Source organism: Streptomyces chilikensis (assembly GCF_001642695.1).
Lineage (GTDB): Bacteria > Actinomycetota > Actinomycetes > Streptomycetales > Streptomycetaceae > Streptomyces > Streptomyces chilikensis.
This window is the reverse complement of sequence record NZ_LWCC02000005.1, coordinates 125,696-144,981: the sequence shown is the minus strand read 5'-3', so window position 1 is coordinate 144,981 and position 19,286 is coordinate 125,696. Positions and strand designations below refer to the sequence as shown.

General features: G+C 70.8%; 16 protein-coding genes and 1 pseudogene. 8 read left to right on the top strand and 9 right to left on the bottom strand.

Annotated features, from left to right (window positions below; all coding sequences use genetic code 11):
- Nucleotides 1-155 precede the first annotated feature (155 nt).
- Complete coding sequence (locus A2U95_RS00780) at nucleotides 156-767, bottom strand: ABATE domain-containing protein (RefSeq protein WP_166020319.1); 612 nt, start codon at nucleotides 765-767, stop codon at nucleotides 156-158.
- A 96-nt stretch (nucleotides 768-863) separates the two neighbouring features.
- Here A2U95_RS00780 and A2U95_RS00775 point away from each other — a divergent pair, with 96 nt between their 5' ends.
- Nucleotides 864-1,652, top strand: a complete 789-nt coding sequence (locus tag A2U95_RS00775) for an MBL fold metallo-hydrolase (protein ID WP_166020318.1) — start codon at nucleotides 864-866, stop codon at nucleotides 1,650-1,652.
- A 177-nt stretch (nucleotides 1,653-1,829) separates the two neighbouring features.
- Here A2U95_RS00775 and A2U95_RS00770 read toward each other — a convergent pair whose 3' ends face one another.
- Together A2U95_RS00770 and A2U95_RS00765 are read right to left on the bottom strand one after the other, a co-directional pair.
- Nucleotides 1,830-2,255, bottom strand: a complete 426-nt coding sequence (locus tag A2U95_RS00770; protein ID WP_166020317.1) for a pyridoxamine 5'-phosphate oxidase family protein — start codon at nucleotides 2,253-2,255, stop codon at nucleotides 1,830-1,832.
- A 76-nt stretch (nucleotides 2,256-2,331) separates the two neighbouring features.
- On the bottom strand, nucleotides 2,332-4,419 hold the full coding sequence (locus A2U95_RS00765) for a glycoside hydrolase family 31 protein (RefSeq protein ID WP_166020316.1): 2,088 nt from the start codon (nucleotides 4,417-4,419) through the stop codon (nucleotides 2,332-2,334).
- Between the two features lie 258 nt (nucleotides 4,420-4,677).
- Between A2U95_RS00765 and htpG the strand changes: the two genes are divergently transcribed.
- On the top strand, nucleotides 4,678-6,609 hold the full coding sequence (gene htpG, locus A2U95_RS00760) for a molecular chaperone HtpG (RefSeq protein ID WP_166020315.1): 1,932 nt from the start codon (nucleotides 4,678-4,680) through the stop codon (nucleotides 6,607-6,609).
- 458 nt (nucleotides 6,610-7,067) lie between these two features.
- Here htpG and A2U95_RS00755 read toward each other — a convergent pair whose 3' ends face one another.
- Both A2U95_RS00755 and A2U95_RS00750 read right to left on the bottom strand, forming a co-directional pair.
- Nucleotides 7,068-7,985, bottom strand: coding sequence for a slipin family protein (locus tag A2U95_RS00755; RefSeq protein ID WP_166020314.1), 918 nt, complete (start codon nucleotides 7,983-7,985; stop codon nucleotides 7,068-7,070).
- Between the two features lie 643 nt (nucleotides 7,986-8,628).
- Nucleotides 8,629-9,072, bottom strand: coding sequence for an FAD synthase family protein (locus A2U95_RS00750; RefSeq protein ID WP_166020313.1), 444 nt, complete (start codon nucleotides 9,070-9,072; stop codon nucleotides 8,629-8,631).
- 857 nt (nucleotides 9,073-9,929) lie between these two features.
- Here A2U95_RS00750 and A2U95_RS00745 point away from each other — a divergent pair.
- Nucleotides 9,930-10,412 (top strand): hypothetical protein, encoded by a 483-nt coding sequence (locus A2U95_RS00745; protein ID WP_420856938.1) that lies wholly within the window; start codon nucleotides 9,930-9,932, stop codon nucleotides 10,410-10,412.
- A gap of 204 nt (nucleotides 10,413-10,616) precedes the next feature.
- On the opposite strand, the gene A2U95_RS00740 is transcribed toward A2U95_RS00745, so the two are convergent.
- Nucleotides 10,617-11,240 carry a TMEM175 family protein gene (locus tag A2U95_RS00740; RefSeq protein ID WP_166020311.1) on the bottom strand — a complete coding sequence of 208 codons (624 nt, stop codon included), beginning with the start codon at nucleotides 11,238-11,240 and terminating at the stop codon, nucleotides 10,617-10,619.
- Nucleotides 11,241-12,119: 879 nt separating this feature from the next.
- Nucleotides 12,120-13,118, bottom strand: coding sequence for an ArsR/SmtB family transcription factor (locus A2U95_RS00735; RefSeq protein WP_166020310.1), 999 nt, complete (start codon nucleotides 13,116-13,118; stop codon nucleotides 12,120-12,122).
- Nucleotides 13,119-13,323: 205 nt separating this feature from the next.
- Here A2U95_RS00735 and A2U95_RS00730 point away from each other — a divergent pair, with 205 nt between their 5' ends.
- Both A2U95_RS00730 and A2U95_RS00725 read left to right on the top strand, forming a co-directional pair.
- On the top strand, nucleotides 13,324-13,929 hold the full coding sequence (locus A2U95_RS00730; protein WP_206282788.1) for a L,D-transpeptidase family protein: 606 nt from the start codon (nucleotides 13,324-13,326) through the stop codon (nucleotides 13,927-13,929).
- Between the two features lie 215 nt (nucleotides 13,930-14,144).
- Nucleotides 14,145-14,348, top strand: coding sequence for a hypothetical protein (locus tag A2U95_RS00725; RefSeq protein WP_166020133.1), 204 nt, complete (start codon nucleotides 14,145-14,147; stop codon nucleotides 14,346-14,348).
- Here A2U95_RS00725 and A2U95_RS00720 read toward each other — a convergent pair.
- Complete coding sequence (locus A2U95_RS00720) at nucleotides 14,330-14,704, bottom strand: VOC family protein (RefSeq protein ID WP_166020309.1); 375 nt, start codon at nucleotides 14,702-14,704, stop codon at nucleotides 14,330-14,332. The two genes, A2U95_RS00725 and A2U95_RS00720, sit on opposite strands and share 19 nt — an antisense overlap.
- Before the next feature lie 112 nt (nucleotides 14,705-14,816).
- On the opposite strand from A2U95_RS00720, the gene A2U95_RS00715 reads away from it, so the two are divergent.
- Nucleotides 14,817-15,209: a winged helix-turn-helix transcriptional regulator gene (locus A2U95_RS00715; RefSeq protein ID WP_166020308.1), complete on the top strand. Its 393-nt coding sequence runs from the start codon at nucleotides 14,817-14,819 to the stop codon at nucleotides 15,207-15,209.
- 11 nt (nucleotides 15,210-15,220) lie between these two features.
- Here A2U95_RS00715 and A2U95_RS00710 read toward each other — a convergent pair.
- Nucleotides 15,221-15,737, bottom strand: a pseudogene (locus tag A2U95_RS00710) (transposase family protein); the annotation flags it as partial.
- A 339-nt stretch (nucleotides 15,738-16,076) separates the two neighbouring features.
- Here A2U95_RS00710 and A2U95_RS00705 point away from each other — a divergent pair.
- Together A2U95_RS00705 and A2U95_RS00700 are read left to right on the top strand one after the other, a co-directional pair.
- A complete protein-coding gene (locus A2U95_RS00705) occupies nucleotides 16,077-16,442 on the top strand; it encodes an STAS domain-containing protein (RefSeq protein ID WP_166020307.1) in 366 nt (121 codons plus the stop codon).
- Nucleotides 16,443-16,912: 470 nt separating this feature from the next.
- Nucleotides 16,913-18,721 (top strand): chitinase, encoded by a 1,809-nt coding sequence (locus A2U95_RS00700; protein ID WP_166020306.1) that lies wholly within the window; start codon nucleotides 16,913-16,915, stop codon nucleotides 18,719-18,721.
- The last annotated feature ends 565 nt before the right edge of the window (nucleotides 18,722-19,286 follow it).

Here is a 19,286-nt window from a genome sequence, read left to right as displayed (position 1 = left end):
GCCGCCCGGCGGCCCGGGCCGAACGTGGCGGAGGCCGCTGCCCGCGCGGAACGGGCCCGTCATGGCCGGCGGCGCGCGCCGCCCGTCCGGCCCGGGCGCGGAAGCTTCCGGCGCGTGCTCACGTGGAGGTTCCGCCTCCCCGCGGCGCCGGGCGTTCAGTTCCCTGTGCCGCCGCCGCGGCGGGCGTAGGCGCGGGCGGCGCGGGCGCGGTCGCCGCAACGGGTGGAGCACCAGTGGCGCCGGCCGTGGGTGCGCAGGAGGAAGCGGTCGCAGGGCGCGGAGCCGCAGGCCGCGAGGCGGTCGGCGTCCGCGCCGGTGAGCAGGTCGGCGGCGTCGGCCGCGAGGGTCGCGAGTGCGTGGTTGACGGCCTGGTCGGTGGGGTGCGCCTGGACGCGCCGAGGTCCCCGGGCGCCGTCCCAGGCGAGCAGGGGAGCGGTGGGCACGGCGGTCAGGGCCGCGTTCACGGCGTGCAGTGACTCCTCGGACGGCGCGGTGCCGTCGACGCGCGCGGCGAACAGGGCGCGTACGTGTCCGCGCAGTGTGCGCATCCGCCGGGCGCACACCTCGTACAGCCGCACGTCGGGGGTGGTCAGGTCGTGGCCGGCGAGCCAGCGCATGGCCGCGGCGGGCGTGGCGAGCAGGTCGTAGCTCTGGCCGGCCGGGAGTGTCGCGGCCGTGTCGGCGAAGTCCAGCGAGCGGTGGCGGTCGGCGCCCGGGGCGGGAGGCAGGGCGGACTTCGTGAGGTCGGCGGCCAGGGTCTCGTCCATGACTCTCATGGTAGCGATTGCGTTTTTCCGTGAGCCCCGCTTACCGTGGGTGTCACGGAAAACGCGTGATGTATCCGTGAGAAGCGAGGAGATGACATGTCCCGGCACGATGTCCAGCAGTTCCCGGTCCGCGTCCTGGGCGGACCGACCGCCCTGTTCGAGTACGGCGGCCTGCGCTTCCTGACCGACCCGACCTTCGACGGTCCCGGCGAGTACCCCTCGCCCGGTCCGACCCTGGTCAAGACCACGCCCGCCGCCACCTCGCCCGCCGACATCGGCCCCGTCGACGTGGTGCTGCTCTCGCACGACGAGCACGCCGACAACCTCGACACCTCCGGCCGCGCTCTGCTCGCCGACGTCCCTCTCACCCTCACCACCCCCGGCGGCGGCGAGCGCCTGGGCGAGAGGGCCAAGGGCCTCGCCGACTGGGAGTCGATCGAGCTGGAGCGCCCGGACGGCGGCACGCTCACCGTCACCGGTGTTCCCGCCGTCCACGGCCCCGGCCCGCGCGAGAAGGTCGAACCGTTCACCGGCCAGGTCGTCGGCTTCGTCCTGACCGGTCAGGGGCTGCCGACCGTCTACGTCAGCGGCGACAACGCCTCCCTCGCGGCGGTCAGGGAGATCGCCGCGCGGTTCGGTGCCGTGGACACCGCCGTCCTGTTCGCCGGAGCACCCCGCTTCCCCATGCTCTTCGACGGCGGGCTGCTCGTCCTGGACAGCGCCCAGGCCGCGGAAGCCACCCGGATCCTCGGCGCCCGCCGCGTCGTCCCCGTCCACCACGACGGCTGGGCCCACTTCACCGAGGGCCGCGACGAGTTGGAGGCCGCGTTCACCGCCGCCGGCCTGGCCGACCGCCTGGACGCGGACTGGATCCAGCGCGCCTGAACACCCCGCTCCCCGCGCGATGCGGACGCTTAGGAACCGGGAGTGCCTCGGGGAGCGGGCGCCGCCCGCGCCGGCGCCCCCGGCCGCCGCCCGCGCCGGGACGCCCGTACCCGCGGCCGACCGGGCGGACCACGAGGGCCCGCGGCCGGGAAGGCGACCGGGGACGGACACCCGCTCCTAGGCGTCGAAGCCGGAGGGCCTGGCGGTTCCCATGGCGCGGGTGACGGTGATCTCGATGACGACCCGGTTCGGATTGACCCGCGGGGTCCTGTACCGGTCGGCGTACCGGGACACGGCATCGGCGACGGAGGCGGGGTCGTCCTTGACGACGGCCGTGCCCTCCAGGGTGCACCAGCGCCGGCCCTCGACCTGCCCCACGGCGACACGGGCTTCCGCGCCGGTGGCGAGTGCGGCCCGGATGTTGCGCACCTTCCGGCTTCCGCCGTCACTGATGACGCGGGCGATCCGGGTCCCGGGGTCGTAGGTGACCCCGACGGGAACGAGGTGAGGTGTGCCGTCGGGCCGGAAGGTGGTCAGGAAGCAGGTCCGGCGCTCCTGCCAGAAGGCGTCGCCCTCGGCGACCGGCGGAGTGTCTGTGCTCAAGGGGAAGTCTCCTCGTACGAAGAACTCGATTGTCCCAGCCCGTCACGCAGGACGCCGGGGCGGGGCGAGGCCCGGGTCAGCTCTTCGCGCCGGTCAGCACCCCGTCGACGCCGCGTTCGGCGCGCACGTACGCCGGGAACTCGTCGGCCGCGCAGAGCACGGTGCGCCAGCCCGGCCCCTGCAGCGGCGGGCAGCCCATCAGCGGCAGCCACACCCCGGACGGGACGTAGAACGTGCGCTCGCCTCCCGGCTCGAGCACCGGGGCGACCAGCACGTCCGGGCCCAGCAGGTACTGCAGGTCGGCGTCACGGGCGGCGCGGTCGCCGGGCACGGCCAGGGGCATCGGGCGCATCAGCGGCAGGGGCTCGCCGGCCGCCTCGGCCAGGTAGCCGCTCAGCCGGGGCCGCAGGCGGCAGGCGTCGAGGACGGCACCGCGTACCGGCTCGGGGTAGGCCGTCGGCTCGCGGCGGCCCATGCCGTGGAACCGCATCACCGGCGAGAACGCCGCCCACTGCGCCCACCTGCCGTACAACTCCGGCTCCACGTCGGCGGGGAGGGCGTCGGGAGTCATGGTCCGGCGCAGCTCGTGGGCCCGGGCGAACGAGTCCGGGGTCCAGTAGCCGCCCGCGTCGTGGGCGACGACGGAGAAGCCGCTCAGCGACATGGACAGCAGGGCGCGCACGGCGGAGACCAGACCCGTCCAGGTGGACGGCAGGTCACCGGCCCAGTGGACGGCCGTCCGCTGCGACCCGGCCGTGCCGGACCGGTGCACGGACACGAACGCGTCGCCGTGGACCCTGCGGCCCGCCTCCACCACCGTGTCCTGGTAGAAGAGACCGTAGGTGTCCCGCCGGTCCACGCCCCGGCTGCCGTCCGCGAAGACGGCCTCCTCCGGGATCTCCTCCCCGAAGTCGGCCAGCACCGCCGAGGCACCCTCCTCACGCAGGGTGCGGGCCAGCCGTTCGCACCACCACTGCCTGGCCCGGGCGTTGAGGAAGTCGACCAGGTAGGTCCGCGGGTTGCCGGAGGTGGGGACCGGCCTGCCGTCGGGGCCGAGGAGCAGGAAGCCGCGGGAGACCAGGTCGTCGGTGAGCGAGGTGCCCTGCTCGACGTAGGGGTTGATCCACAGGCTGGTGCGGATGCCCCTCTCGTGGAGAGGGCGGGCCCAGCCGGCGGGGAAGCGGTCGCGGTCGGCGCCGGTGTTCCACGACGCGGTCTCCAGGACGGCCTCGGACGCCCACTCGTCGACGTGCATGAGGCCGACCGGGCAGCCGGCCTCCCGCAGACCGTCCGCCGTGCGGACCATCTCCTCCGCGGTGAAGTAGGACGAGCGGCACATCCACACCCCGAAGACCCACTCCGGAGGCCGGTACGGGCGGCCGGTGAGCGCCCGGTACCGGGCGAGGACGGTGGGGGCGTCACCGGAGACGAGGAACAGGTCCAGGGCGCTGCTGCGGATCTCGACCAGGGCCGCCTCCGCGTGCGTGGCGCCCAGGTCCGCCCGCACCGGCCCGCCCGCGTGCGCGAACAGCCCCCAGCCGGCGTCCGACCACAGCAGAGGGACGTTCAGGTAGGCGGAGTCCCGGCCCGCCGCACGGTTCTCCTCGACGTTCCGCAGCGCGCGGTGACGGCCACGGAGGTTGGGGCCCTGGTAGCTCTCGCCGCCCCCGTGGACGGCGGAGTCGGGAGCGAGGTGGACGGTCTCCGCCCATCCGGCCGGACAGCCGTCGTCGAGCAGGCAGCCGGCGGTGAAGGGGAGGGTGTCGCCCTCGGGCTCGCAGAACCGCCGGAAGGCCCCGAACCGCAGACCCGGGGAGCCGCCGCCCCCGTCCCTGCCGGACTCCCACACCGCCCGCACGCCCGGGCCGGTGATCTCGGTTCCTCCCGCGACACGGGCGAGCCGGGCCGGCCGGTGCGGCAGGTCCAGCAGGACGGGATCGGCGGCACCCGTCGCGCGGGAGCACGGCCCTTCCGGATCCCGGTCCGGCCCGCTCCTGCCACCCGGCCCGGGCAGGCCGTCCGTGCGCAGGCGCAGGACGCCGTCCACGGGCACGGAGCACTCCACCCGTACGGCACGGCCCGAGGCGAAGGTCACCCGCAGGGCTCCGGCCCCGGCCCCGGGCTCCGGTTCGGCCGTCACAAAGGGGTCGATCCGTACTGTCACGCCACCATGTCCCCTCTGCCGGAACGGGAGCGTGCGCAGGCGGGTACCCGTGGCCGGAAGCGGGGAAACAGCCGAGGGGCGGGGCGCGGGGGAGCGGCGGCCGCGGCCCGGGGACGGCGAGGGGAAGGACCTCCGGGAACTCGCGCCGGCCCGTCCGGCCGTACCGGTCCTGCCCCCCGGCCCCCTCGCGGCGATCTAGAGTAGGCGCGTACCACTTCCGGTTCCCACGCCTGCGACCCTGAGAGGTATACGCGGATCATGCCGACCGAAACGTTTGAGTTCCAGGTTGAGGCTCGTCAGCTGCTCCAGCTGATGATTCACTCGGTCTACTCGAACAAGGACGTCTTCCTGCGGGAGCTCATCTCCAACGCGTCCGACGCGCTCGACAAGCTGCGTCTGGCCGTGCTGCGGGACGAGTCCCTCGACGCCGATGCCTCCGACCTCCACATCGAACTCGAGGCCGACCAGGAGGCCCGCACCCTGACCGTGCGGGACAACGGCATCGGGATGTCCTACGACGAGGTCACGCGTCTCATCGGCACCATCGCCAACTCCGGCACCGCCGCGTTCCTCCAGGAACTGAAGGAGGCCAAGGACACGGCGGGCGCCGACGGTCTCATCGGGCAGTTCGGCGTCGGTTTCTACTCCAGCTTCATGGTGGCCGACGAGGTGACCCTGGTGACCCGGCGTGCCGGAGAACGACAGGGCACCCGCTGGACCTCGCGGGGCGAGGGCACCTACACGCTGGAGACCGTCGACGACGCGCCCCAGGGCACCGCCGTCACCCTCCACCTCAAGCCCGCCGACCCCGAGAACCAGCTCCACGACTACACCGCCCCGTGGACGATCCGGGAGATCGTCAAGCGCTACTCGGACTTCATCACCTGGCCCGTCCGGCTGCTCCCGGCCGGGACCGCCACGTCCGACGCCGCCACCGACGAGGAGACGGCCGCAGGCGAGCCCGAGACCCTCAACTCCATGAAGGCGCTGTGGGCCCGCTCCCGCGACGAGGTCTCGGACGACGAGTACCACGAGCTCTACAAGCACATCAGCCAAGACTGGCGTGACCCGCTGGAGACGATCCGTCTGCAGGCCGAGGGCACGTTCGAGTACCAGGCGCTCCTCTTCGTCCCCTCCCACGCCCCGCACGACCTGTTCACCCAGGGCTACCGCCACGGACTGCAGCTCTACGTGAAGCGCGTCTTCATCATGGACGACTGCGCCGAACTCCTTCCCTCCTACCTGCGCTTCGTCAAGGGCGTCGTGGACGCGCAGGACCTCTCGCTCAACGTCTCGCGCGAGATCCTGCAGCAGGACCGGCACATCCGCATGATGCAGCGCCGCCTCACGAAGAAGGTCCTGTCCACGGTCAAGGACATGATGAACACCGACCAGGAGCGCTACCGCGCCTTCTGGCGGGAGTTCGGCGCCGTCCTCAAGGAAGGCCTGGTCACCGACCCCGACAACCGCGACGCCCTCCTCGCCGTCTCCTCCTTCGCCAGCACCCGCGACGCCGAGGAGCCGACGACGCTCGCGCAGTACGCCGAGCGCATGCCGGAGAGCCAGACGGACATCTACTACATGACCGGCGACTCGCGGCAGGCCATCGAGAACTCGCCCCACATGGAGGCCTTCCGGGCCAAGGGCATCGAGGTGCTGCTCCTCACCGACCCCGTGGACGAGGTCTGGGCCGAGACGGTCGGCGAGTACGAGGGCAGGAAGCTGCGCTCGCTCGCCAAGGGCGACATCGGCCTCGGCACGGAGAGCACCGACGGGGAGGAGGGCAAGGACTCCGGGAAGGACGGGCAGAACGAGGAGTACGCCGGTCTGCTCGGCTGGATGACCGAGCGGCTCGGCGAGGAGGTGAAGGAGGTCCGCCTCTCCTCCCGCCTCACCGTCTCCCCGGCCTGCGTCGTCTCGGACACCGACGACATGACCCCGGCGCTGGAGGCCATGTACCGGGCGATGGGCCAGGAGGTGCCCGCCGTCAAGCGCATCCTCGAACTCAACCCGGAGCACCCGCTCGTCAAGGGGCTGAACCGGGCGTACGCGCAGGACGGGGACCGTACGGAACTCGCCGACACCGCGGAACTCCTGCACACCCTGGCGGTCCTCGCCGAGGGCGGCCGCCCGAAGGAGCCCTCGAAGTTCGTCAGGCTGGTCGCCGACCGCCTGGAGAGGACCCTCTAGACGGGACATCACGCCCCACCACCCCGCCGCCGCCCGGAACCCGCCGGTCCCGGGCGGCGGCGCGACATCCCATCCGAGTGCCCACACGCGTATACGCGTCCTCGCCCCTCCGGGCACCTTCAGGCCCCTGCGGTCGGCCGTGTCCTGGTGGCCGGCCGGGACGCCGTCGAGGTCGGTGGCGGCGGTTCAGGGCGAGGACGGTGGCGGGGATCAGGGGCAGTGCGGCGAAGACGGTGCCGGCCACGACGAACTCCGTGGTGCCCATCGGGAACGTGCCCAGCGCGAGCACGTACACGACGGGCGGAAGCCGGGCGGGCGCCGCAGAACCGCTTCACCCCCGGAGGGCCGCGCGGTCGGCCCGGTGACGTTCCAGGCGGAGCGGGAAAGCTCGCAGACGCCCCCGCCCCGGCCTCACCAGCAGCCGCCTCGGCCGCAAGGAAACGTCACCGTCAAGCGCCTCACCTGCCCCGCTCCTGCGCACGCTGCGGATACTCCGCAAGGTCCCGCAGACGCTCGACAATGCTTTCCGCCGCCCCCTCGCCCGGCGCCGTCGCGGTGGGCGGCGGCGCCATGGTCGTCGGCCTGGTGACCGGCCCGACCGCTCCAGCAGCCTGTGGCTGGGCGGCGCGCTCCAGGAAGCGGAGGAGTTCCACGGGGAAGGGCAGGACGAGGGTGGAGTTCTTCTCGGCGGCCACCGCCACCACCGTCTGCAGCAGCCGCAACTGGAGCGCGGAGGGGGTGTCGGCCATCTGCTGAGCCGCCTCGGCCAGCTTCTTCGACGCCTGGAGCTCTGCGTCGGCGTTGATGACGCGGGCTCGCCGGTCCCGGGCCGCCTCGGCCTGTCGGGCCATGGAGCGCTTCATGCTCTCAGGCAGGGACACGTCCTTGATCTCGACCCGGTCGATCTGCACGCCCCACCCGACCGCTGGGCTGTCGATCATCAGCTCCAGGCCTTGATTCAGCTTCTCCCGGTTGGACAGGAGGTCGTCGAGGTCGCTCTTGCCGATGATGGACCTCAGCGACGTCTGTGCCATCTGGGAAACGGCGAAACGATAGTCCTCGACCCGGACGATCGCGTCGGCCGCGTCGACGACCTTGAAATAGACGACCGCGTCCACCCTCACGGTCACGTTGTCGCGCGTGATCCCCTCCTGCGCGGGCACCGGCAGGGTCACGATCTGCATGTTGACCTTACGCAGCCGGTCCACCGCCGGAACGATCAGCGTGAGACCCGGCTCGCGTGCCGGGGTCCGAAGCCTTCCCAGACGGAAGACGACACCCCGCTCGTACTGTTTGACGACCCGCACCGCCGCAGCCAGATATACCGCGCCGACGGCCCCCAGCGACCCGCCCACCATCAGCAGTTCCTCGATCATCGTGACCCCTTGAGGCTCAAAATGAAAGAAATTGAATAATTGGTCTATTTCTTCCACGGTAAACCGTCCCGTCGCATCCTTCAGCGACAGACCGGCATCCCGAACGGCTCGGTATTGGCGGGGCGGCGGAAAACCCGGCCGCGCGAGGCGCGGACCCGCTGAGCAGGGCTCGGGCGTCGTTTCACGTGATGAGCCGACGAGGGCCGCGGCTGTGCCGGTGAAGGCCAGGAAGTGCCCGAGCCTGCGCTCGTAGCGGCAGCGCAACCTTCGGCGTCCCGCGAGTCAGAAGACCGTTCTCCCGACGACCCGGCGGCATCGGTCGAACCGCGTGGAGGACTCGATGCCCTTGCGGGCGTATGACCTCCGTCGGCGATGCTCCTCCGCCGGAATGCTCCTCCGCCGGAACGGCGTCCACAGCTCGCCCGCCTTCACCATCGCCAAGGCCGATACGGGCAAGGGCGTCCCCAGCAGCTCTGAAATGCGCAAGCCGAGACGCTGACGCGGATGAGGACCGGCCTGGAGGCGACAGGCAATGCCTCTTCGAGCGTTTCGGTGTCCGGAATGTCAAAAGGTACCGGGCAGGACACCGCGCTTACGGCTTTCCTGATCGTCGGCTGAGTTCTCGTCGGCCTGGTGGCGAAGCTTACTGACCCAGCCGCCTGTCGGCGTCATCGATCACGCTCTGGATCAATTGGCGAAGGTTCGTGCTTGAAACGTGCATCGTGTACGGCAGGTAGACGACTTCCACACCTACTTCGGCAAAGTCACGCTCCCACTGCCTGCCGCGGGCGGTGCCCTTCCAGTCCTCGCCCTTGAAGAGCTTGTGGAACCGGACCTGCCTCCATGCCTCCATTTTCTCCAGGGTGTGGTCGACGATCGCCTCGTCCACGTACTTGACGGCGCTCACGATCTCCATTCGTTCGGTCAGCGGTACCACGGGGGCGTGGCCCTTGTGGCCTGCCGCCTCGTCGGTGAGTACGCCGGCCACCAAATGGTCGCACTGTGCCTTGGCGTGTCTGAGCAGGTTGAGGTGACCTATGTGGAAGAGATCGAAAACCCCTGAGGCGTAGCCGACAACCCGAGACATGGCTGTACTCCTTCGTGACAGGCGAAAGACGCGCCGAGCCGGGTCACTGCCGTGCCGGAACGCCGGGACAAGTGCGGGGTGCGCGCGAGAAGGGGCGGGTCGGTCGAGGCGCTTGGGGTGGATGGCGCTGCCACAGTGTAGGCAGCGTCCTGATTGGCTGTCAGTCATAACATATGACGCAGCCTGCCCGCGCCCGATGTCCCACGCGTGTGCATTACCGCTCTCGCGGGTCGTGCTGTCTGCAGGCAAGAGGAGCGCACGCCACCGTCGACTGCACGGTCCAGCACTGGGGAGCCGTGTACCTCCGTGACCGGAGCCTGGTCCTTGCCGGCCTGGGCCCTGCCTGCTTGCTCCCATAAAACCCACTGCCGAATGGTGCAGCGTGAAGTCGTTCCCGAAAAGGACTCGGAACGCTTGCATCCTGCACAAAGCAGTCAAGCGCAACCGTGGATGCGTGAGCCCGGTCATTCGATGAGGGCGGCTCCGCGGAGGCGCCACTGCGGTGACGGTTCACCATGCGGGAAACGCGCAAGCCAGGGCCAGGAGCTCGCGGACGTCGATTTCCTCACGGCCATCCGTTGACCCGCACCGTCGACAGGCCGTTACTCATTCCCCGGCCGTACCCCTTCATCGGCCGTCAGCCGGAGCCGAGTCGGCCTTCGGAGTGACGCTCGGAGCCCTCGTGGCTGGGATCTTCCTTACTGAACAGTCGAACAGCAGTTCATCCAAGCCGAGGACCGCCCATGCAGCAGCTCCAGCACGCCCAGGAATCCACTACCGTCCCCCTCGGACGCTTACGCGTCGTATGGCGGACGGCCCACGAGCCCGTTGCCGGAGTGTCACGACGGATTCGGCTCGTGGCTTACGCCGTGCCCTTGGCCGTCCTTCCTTCCAGTATCTGGCGGCTCCCGGCCGCGTTCGGCGACGGCCGCGGACTCGGTGAACGGATGTACGTCGTCTTCCTGTCGGTTCTGTCCGAGGTCTTCGCTTTCGCTGCGATCGGTCTGATCGCCCACTGGGGTGAGGTGTTCCCGCGCTGGATCCCGTTCCTTCGCGACCGCCGGGTTCCGAGAAGGGTGGCCGTCCTCCTGGCCACCATCGGGGCCGCGAGCCTCACCCTCCTGTTCACCCTTCTGTTCGTCGTCTCCGAGATCAGGGGGACCACGGTCCGAGGTGGCGCCCTGCCGGCCGACCACCCCAGCCGAGTCGGCGGCTGGGAAACTGCCTGGTTCTATCTGTGTTACGCGCCGCTGACCCTGTGGGGGCCACTGCTGGGCGTGCTGACCGTCGCGTACGGGAAACGCCGTTCCGCAGCCGAGAGGGCACCTGCGACGGCGTGAGACGGCCGGCCGGCTCCCTGACCTTGCCGGTCGCGTCGGACCGCGCAACCTGCACCACGGCCCACCCGCCGGCCCTGGCCGTTCCAACAGAGCCGCAGCCGACCGAAGGCCGGCGGCATCCGCCGTCCTGACGGCACCTTCCCCCAGGCGGCACGAGCGATCCGAACGACGAGACGGTGCGGTCGTCCTGCCGCCGGTCTCCGGTCAGGGCCCGGAGGCCCGCGAGGCGCGGGCGGCGTGCCGGTGGGCCAGCACGGAGAGGGGCACGGAGGCGATCCAGCTGTAGACGGCCGCCAGGGGTGAGAACTGGGCGATCCCGACGGAGAGAAGGAAGACGCACGCCTGCGCGGGAAAGGGCGGGAAGGGCCTCCGGCGCCCCGATCCCCGGGCGATGCACACGGCCATCACGTACAGCACCAGGGCGGCCGTGCCGATAACCGCGCCGTACAGGCCCGGTCCGAGCGGCCGGTGGCCGTAGTCGGCCAGCACCCTCGTCGGAAAGGGGATCAAGGAGACCAGCGCCAGAAAAGCGACGTTGCACCAGAAGAGGGAGCCGTTGATCCACTCCGCGTCGCGCAGCACCGAGTGGTGGACCCGCCAGAACAGAGCGATCACGACAGCGCTCAACAGGAACGTCCACACCTGGCCCTGCACGTCGTCGAGCGCGTCCACCAGAGCCTGCCCCCGGAGCCCTTCGGGCACGTCGATGTCGAGCACCAGCAACGTCATGGCGATGGCCACCACGCCGTCGGTCAGCGCGAGAATCCTGTGCTTCGGCAGGTACATCTGCTCCGAAGGGGCGGCTGTGTGCCTGTGGCCCGTATCCATCGTCCTGTGGTAGCACCACCCGAGCGCGACACCCCGGCACCCGTCCACCGGGCCGCGCGCGTGTCGCGGACCGGACTCCGGACCAGGATGTGTCCGGCTGTCCGGCCGGCTCCCTGACGTTGCCGGTCGCGTCGGACCGCGCACCCTGCACCGCAGCCCGCCTGCCTGCCCCGGCTGCCCCGCCGGAGAAGGACAGGGCCCGCGCGGGCCGGGACGGACGGGAGAGGTTCTCCTCCCCGCGGGCGTGCTTGATGCGCATGCCGTCCAGAACCACGTCCATCGCCGACAGGGAGAGGGACGTGGTGAAGCAGGCGGCAGCGACGGCCACGCCGTCCACGCCGACGGCGTTCATCCACGCCTCCACGTCCTGCGCCCGCAGCCGGGTCTCTCCGGACTCCGGGTGCCGGGCACGAGCTCGTGGCAGGGAGCAGGCGTGCCTGGAGGTCCTGCGAGAGCCGGTCCGGTACGGCACACCGTCGGCCGGAGCAATCCTCCTCGAGCGCGTACCTTCGGATGCCGAGGAGCTGCGGAGTCCGGCACGGGTGCGGGTGACGTTCCGCTACACCGGTCAGGCCTCCTGAGCAGACGGCGCGGGGCCGCCGACGGACCGTGAGGAAGGGAGTGCTTCGCCCTCGGGGCGTCGATGCAGCAGGTCCGTCCCGGTCGGTGCGCCCGTGCCGCCGTTGGTCTCGCCGTCGACCAGTTCCAGCCCAGCGGCACCTGTCGCATCGGCCCGAGCACGCTGCAGCCCGCACCCGCGGCCGATTCCTTCCCGCGTCCAGTACCGGTGCCTGCGCGAGGACGGCGACGAGGGACGGCCGGACGAGGACGGCGGGATGTCCTGTGCGGGATGACGGTGCCGCGGGGTCGTCACCCTGCCTACCGGTTTCTCGCCAGCCGGGATCCCTCGAGCGTACGACGGTAGAGCACCGACCGGCCCGACCGGGCGCGAGTGACGAGACCGGCCCGGTGCAGGACACCAAGGTGATAGGACACCGTGGCGGGGCTGAGGAAGTAACGCGCCGCCAACTGCGCGGTGGAAGCCGGCCGCGTCAGCGCGGCGAGCAGCCCGGCGCGGGTGGGGCCGAGCAGACGGGCGATCTCGGCGGAGGGGACCGCAGGAGCGATGGCGTCGACGACAACCCTGTCACGCACCGGATAGATGAGCGTCGGGGGCCGGTCCTCCTCTCGCGTGGGATCCACTCCCACACCCGGCCGAGGCGCGACGATCGACGGCACGACGACCACCATGGGCACCGGCAGCGCAATCCGCAACCCGCCCTCGACACGCAAAGTGCCCCCCGCCCATTCGACCGCGGGGTGCAAGGAGTTGAAGAGCCTCGCTGCTCCGTGTCCGGCCAGCATCCCGGCGCACCGGCCGACCTCCGCGTCGAGGACGGCTTTGGCGGCCTCCCAGTGCGGGGCGAACGCCAGCTCCCAGTAACGCCGTAACTCGTCCGCCGCCTGCCGGGCCACATGCGCGCCACCTCGCATCATGGCCCTGCGCACCCCCTCCGGCAGCCCGGAACCGGCAAGGCCGCTGCACGGCCGTCCGACGCGTAACGCCTCCAGCTCGCCCAGGACACGCCTTGGGGGAGTGCACCGGACCCGCTCCAGTTCCTCCTCGACGGTGGGGGAGGGGCCGCAGGGGTACGGGGTGAGGAAGTCAGGCACATAACCGGGTCCGTCCAGCGCCAGTTCGGACAGCAACGGCAGGTGGGCCCGACGCAGCACACGCCGTGCGCGAGCGACCCACGGATCGGCACCGGGCGCCGGCTGCAGGCCCCAGGGCAGCAGCGTCGCGACGACCTCGTGCAACGGCGACACGGCGAAGCGTGAACGGGCGAGCCCCGCGGCGTCGACGGTGAGCTCGATCATGACCCTCCCGTTGTCCGGCCGCGCCGCACCCGCGGCCCTTTCCCTTCGAACCTCCTCGAATCGTGGCACGGAACGGCGCCGCGGCAGACCCGATCGATGCAGGCTGACGGCCGCGGCCCGAAGCCGCCCCCGGACGCCGGGAGACCTGCGCGCATTGCCCGTCCACGGCCACGGCGGAGCCGTAGCCGAACCACAAGGAGAAACCATGCGGAACCTGAGGAAGATCACCGCCACCACCGCCGTGGCCGTGTCCACCGCCACTCTGGCCCTGGCAGCGCCGGCGGCCGCCGCACCCGTCGGCACGGCTGCCGTGGGCTACTCCACGCGGCTGATCTTCGACAAGAACCCCGCCGACCCGAGCAACTCGCGTCTGTACTGGCGGGTCTACCGCGTCGAGGACAACGGCCGCCAGAGGAAGATCGTGGACGTCTCCTGGCGGGCAGGATCGGGCATCGGCGTGAAGAACGACTGCACCCGCAACAAGGGGTGGCTGCCCAACGGCTCCTACGACATCACGCTCCACCCCAGCTACAACGGCAGCATCATCAAGGGCGTCGCCTTCCGCCTGAACAACAAGAAGTGCTCCGCGGGCACCACCACCCGCACCGACCTGTTCATCCACAGCGAGATGACCCGCAGCGGTGGCCAGAACCGCAACGTCGAGTCCCAGCGCTGGGACGGCAACGGCGACTACAAGTCCAACGGCTGCATCAAGCTCAAGCCCGCCGACATCAAGTCCCTGGCCAGCCACTACAAGCGGTACCACCCGGCCTCCCGCACAGTCACCGCCAAGCTCACCGTCGTCTCCTGACGGCCCTCGGACCGCGCCTCCCAGGCATGGGCGGGTGTGGTTGGGACGAAGGGGGTTGTCCTGAGGGCCGGGGCGCCTGTCCGTGTGAGGCCGGCTTTTCCGGGGCGCGGTAGCGCGTGGCACAGGGCTTCGAGCGGCCCGGCCGGTGGGTGGGGAACCCGCACCCACCGGCCGGGCCGTGATGGAACGGCCGGCGCCCTGAGTGGTGTCCTGCCTTGCTGCAATTCAGGCGGGGCCACGCCACCCGCATCCTCGACGCCTTCCGCCACGCGGCCGGACCACTACGGACCAAGGATGTCTGCGAGGCCCTCAGCCACGAACTGCTGCCGAAGGATGTCGAAGGCACTCGCACCAAGCTGAAACGCCTGGTCAAGCTCGGCATTCTCACCGAGGCCGACACCTACGCGCCGAGTACCTGACGCCGCACCTCCGGCTTCCATTCGACGTACTCGGCCTCCACTCCGCCCCGATGACGGGCGTAGAGGAAGCGGCCGGTTGCGCTGGTTGTCTCCCCCGTTGTGATCTCGGCGCCTGCCTCGTCCAGGGCCGCGCGCGCCTGATCCAGGTCGGAGACAATCACTGTGGCCGTGGCGTGGGCATACCGAGCGCGTTCCTCGGCAGGTCCGGCGATGACCAGGAAGTCACCGATGGCGGCGAGCTCGATCTCGTCGAAGGCGAAGTGCAAGTGTGGACGCGTTCCCGTCAGGCGCTCCAGCAGGGGAAGGGCCGTGCTCAGGTCGTCGGCCCAAAGACGGGCGTACGTCTTGAGGATCATCGTTGCTCCAGGGGTCCGTTCAGGCTGCCTCAATCTCCAGCAGGAACGGACTAACCGTAGGAGAGTGTGCTCCGAACTGGAAGAACGCACCTTTTCGTGAGAGGGGCACCTCGTGGTAACCAAGCACCCCGCCCGTGATCCGGCCGACACGGATCTCACCCGCGCCGACTCGCTGGCCCGTGAGGTCTTCGCGGGCGTGGCCGACAAATGGGCGTTGTTGCTCATCAACGTCCTGGCTGACCGCACCCTGCGGTTCACCGAGTTGCAGACGCAGGTCGGAGGCATCAGTCACAAGATGCTGTCCCAGACACTGCGGCACCTCGAACGAGACGGGCTGGTCGACAGGACCGTTCACCCGGTGGTGCCGCCACGTGTCGAATACCGCCTCACCGAAGCCGGCCAGGCACTGCGCACCACGGTCAACGGCATGTGCGCCTGGACCCGCACCTATTTGGACCATATCGAGGAGGCGCGGCGCCGGTTCGACTCGGCCCGTGCGGTGTGACGTGACTGCAGGTGGGAACAGCCGGGCCGGTCATGGGTACGTCCCGGGGCTGCGCGCGAGAACCACAGCGGGGTGCCATCCGGACGGGCGATGACCTGCGCGTTCATGCCGTGTTCGCGGTGTTTGACCGAGTGGTACGGCTCGTCCGCAGCGGTGCGCTCGATCGGAATCAGCGTGCCGTCCACGATGACGAAATTGCCCTCGCCCAGTCCGGTAAGGGCTTCGTGCGGGCCGGGTGCCCGCGAGGCGAGGACGTCCAGGGCCTCGTCGGCATGGCGCCGGGCCGTTGCCCCGAGGCAGCGAAACCAGTGTCGAGCTGGGCGAATGTCTCGTTCTTCCGGAGATGTGCCAGGGCGGGCAAGGCCTGCTGGAAACAGCCCGGCTTCCGCCACGGCGAGTTCAGTTCACGCCTTCGGGCGTGGAGGAGTCAGAAGACATGCTCGACCGGCTCGTGAGGAACGCCGAGCATGGCGGATACGGAACCAACAGGGCCCCTCCGGTCGCCGGCGTGCCGAGTGGAATCACCACGCCGGCGACGAGGGGCCCTGCCGCGTCACCACCCCCACTGAGCAGCTCATTTCACCCCTGCAGCACAGGACGAAAGAGGTTCACAGGCGCAGAGATCGACGTCTTGTGGAAGTGCGGCGACCGTCAGGTCCTCGCTGCGGCCGGTCAGCTGCAGCACGACCTGCTCCCTTCCGCTTCCCCGCGTCACGGCTGTCTCCGCCCCCTGGGCCACCCGTCAGGCCGGCCGGCGGACCGCAGACGCCGCGAGCAGACAATGCCTATCCTCGAAAGGGCCCGTCAGTCGTCCATCCCCGGACAGGACCCCAGTTCCCTGTCCTCGACAGCTCATCGAAGGCATCCATGCCATCCCACTACGGGGCACCGTACGGTCAGCTGTCATCCGGGCAGACCACGGCCGCCGAAGCCATCAGCGTCATCACACTGCACGGCGACATCGACTACCACAACATCGATCACCTGCGAGACGTCCTGCTCTTCCCCCACGGCGCGGCTGCGGCCCGCACGGTGATCAGCCTCAGCGCTGTCACCTTCATCGACTCCAGCGGCATCAACGCCTTCATCACCGCCCACCACGCCGCCCAAGGCTCAGGCGGCTGGCTGCGTCTGGCCGGTCCCTTCAAGTCTGTCATGCACGTCATCAGGATTGTCGGCTTGGACGGCATCATCCCCTGCTACCCCACCCTTCAACAGGCTCTGGCCGTGTGAGGGCGAACCCCGCGCGCGTCGCGCGGAAGCGTGCCGGGGTGTGTTCGTCCAGCTGTTCAGGGCGTGGTGCGTGGGGGGCCGCGGTACTGCCGTGACGGGCACCCGAGCGCCAGCGGTCACGGGAAGCGGTCGCCCGCCGCGTCTGGACCGCGTGGAGCGGCGCGCGGGGCGTCGACGTCGAGCACCACCACATCGGCCACCCGGTCCTGTCCGCCTCCCGCTGACCGCCCGCGGCATCACGCACGCCGTTCCCGAGAAGACCGGCCGGCAACGGCACCGACCGAGGCGTGGTGGCGCTGCGCACGGTTCCCTCCTGCGGCGACCGTTGACGCCGGCGCTGCGGACGCACACGCGGACGGGTGTGGTCGTCGGCCCGCTCGTCGAGTCCCGTACAGAGGTCTTGACCACTTGATTGGTCTGGACCATGCTGTGGCGCGCTCCACTCCGATCCCTCACTCCCGGAGGCAGTCGTGGACCGCACCAGACCTCTCGCCCTGCTGCTGGTGGGCGCGCTCGCCGTCGGCGGGCTCGCCGCGCTCACTCCGGCCGCCCAGGCCGCCGACTCCGAACTCACCCGCAACGGCGGCTTCGAGGCCGGCCTGGACGGGTGGAGCTGTACGGCGGGCAGCGGCGCCGCCGTCACCACCCCCGTGCGCAGCGGCACGAAGGCGCTGCAGGCCACACCGGCCGGCAGCGACAACGCCAAGTGCTCCCAGACCGTCACCGTGAAGCCGAACGCGACCTACACGCTGAACGGCTGGGTCCGCGGCAGCTACGTGTACCTCGGCGTCACCGGCACCGGAACCACCGACGGGTACGCCTGGACCCAGTCCGCCCCGGACTGGCAGAAGCTCACCAAGACCTTCACCACCGGCGCGAACACCACCTCGGTCACGGTCTACACCCACGGCTGGTACGGCACCCCCGCCTACCAGGCCGACGACCTCTCCCTCATCGGGCCCGGCGGCGACCCGGTCCAGATCCCCGCCGCCCCGACGGGCCTCACCGCCGGCACCCCGACCGCCACCTCGGTGCCGCTCAGCTGGCCCGCCGTCGCGGGAGCCACCTCGTACAAGGTCTACCGGGGCGGGAACCCGCTCGGCACCGCGACCGGCACCTCGTACACCGCCACCGGCCTCAGCCCGAGCACCGCGTACTCCTTCCAGGTCTCGGCGGTCAACAGCGCGGGCGAGTCCGCGAAGTCCACGGCCGTCACCGCCACCACGGCCTCCGCAGGCGGGGGAGGCGGGGCAGGCGGCGAGCTGCCCGCCCGCGCCCTCGTCGGCTACCTCCACGCCAGCTTCGCCAACGGCTCCGGCTACACCCGCATGGCCGACGTACCCGACTCCTGGGACGTCATCAACCTCGCCTTCGGCGAGCCCACCTCGGTGACCTCGGGCGACATCCGCTTCAGCCTCTGCCCGGCCGCCGAGTGCCCCGGCGTCGAGTCACCCGCCGAATTCAAGGCCGCCATCAAGGCCAAGCAGGCCGCCGGCAAGAAAGTCCTCATCTCCATCGGCGGCCAGAACGGGCAGGTCCAGCTCGCCACCCCGGCCGCCCGCGACGCCTTCGTCTCCTCCGTCTCGAAGATCATCGACGAGTACGGGCTCGACGGCCTCGACATCGACTTCGAGGGCCACTCGCTCTCCCTCCAGGCCGGCGACACCGACTTCCGCAACCCCACCAGCCCGGTCGTCGTCCACCTCATCCAGGCGGTCAAGGCCCTCAAGGCGAAGTACGGCGCGAAGTTCGTCCTGACGATGGCCCCGGAGACCTTCTTCGTCCAGCTCGGCTACCAGTTCTACGGCTCCGGCCCCTGGGGTGGCCAGGACCCGCGCGCCGGCGCCTACCTGCCGGTCATCCACGCGCTGCGCGACGACCTCACCCTGCTCCACGTCCAGGACTACAACTCCGGCCCCATCATGGGCCTCGACAACCAGTACCACTCGATGGGCGGCGCCGACTTCCACATCGCCATGACCGACATGCTGCTCACCGGCTTCCCGGTCGCCGGCAACGCCGAGCGCTTCTTCCCCGGCCTCCGCCCCGACCAGGTGGCCATCGGCCTCCCCGCCTCCACCCAGGCGGGCAACGGTCACACCAGTCCCGCCGAGGTGAACAAGGCCCTGGACTGCCTCACCAAGAAGCAGAACTGCGGCTCCTACCAGACCCACGGCACCTGGTCGTCCCTGCGCGGCCTGATGACCTGGTCGATCAACTGGGACCGCTTCAACAACTGGGAGTTCAGCCGGAACTTCGACGCCTACACCTGGAACTGACGACCCACCTCCGCGAGGTGACGGCTCGGCCCGTCACCTCGCGGAACAGGCGGGCCGGAACGGCACGGAGGTCCGGCCCGTCTGTTCCGCCGGTGTCACCCGCAGACCGAGGGTTCGGACACCGACGCGTGGCGGGAGGCTGCGCAGGTGCGGCTCGTCGTCCGGCATGGCCGCTTCCCGGCTCCCGGGTCCGGGGCGGCCCCGACCCGCTGCTGCCGGCCGCCCTCGGACGGAGCCCGCTCCTGGCCACAGTCCGCGAGCACCCGCCCAGTGCCGACCAGCACCTCGCCCGCGCCCTGCTCACCGCGCCGACGACGTCCTGGGCGATCCGGCGGCCGCCTGGACGGACCCGGACCACAGGCCCCGGCGGCGCGGCCGCGGCCAGCCGACTGCTGACCGCGCTCACCGCCCCCCCGGCGCCGCCCGCGCCGTGCTCCACGCCGCCACGGCGCTGCCGGAGGTCGAACGCTCCACCGGGACGCGGCAGTCGCGCCGGGCCCTGGTGGAGGCCGGCGAGGTTGACCTCGCCCGGACGGCCGGCTGACCGCCCGACAGCCCCGACCTG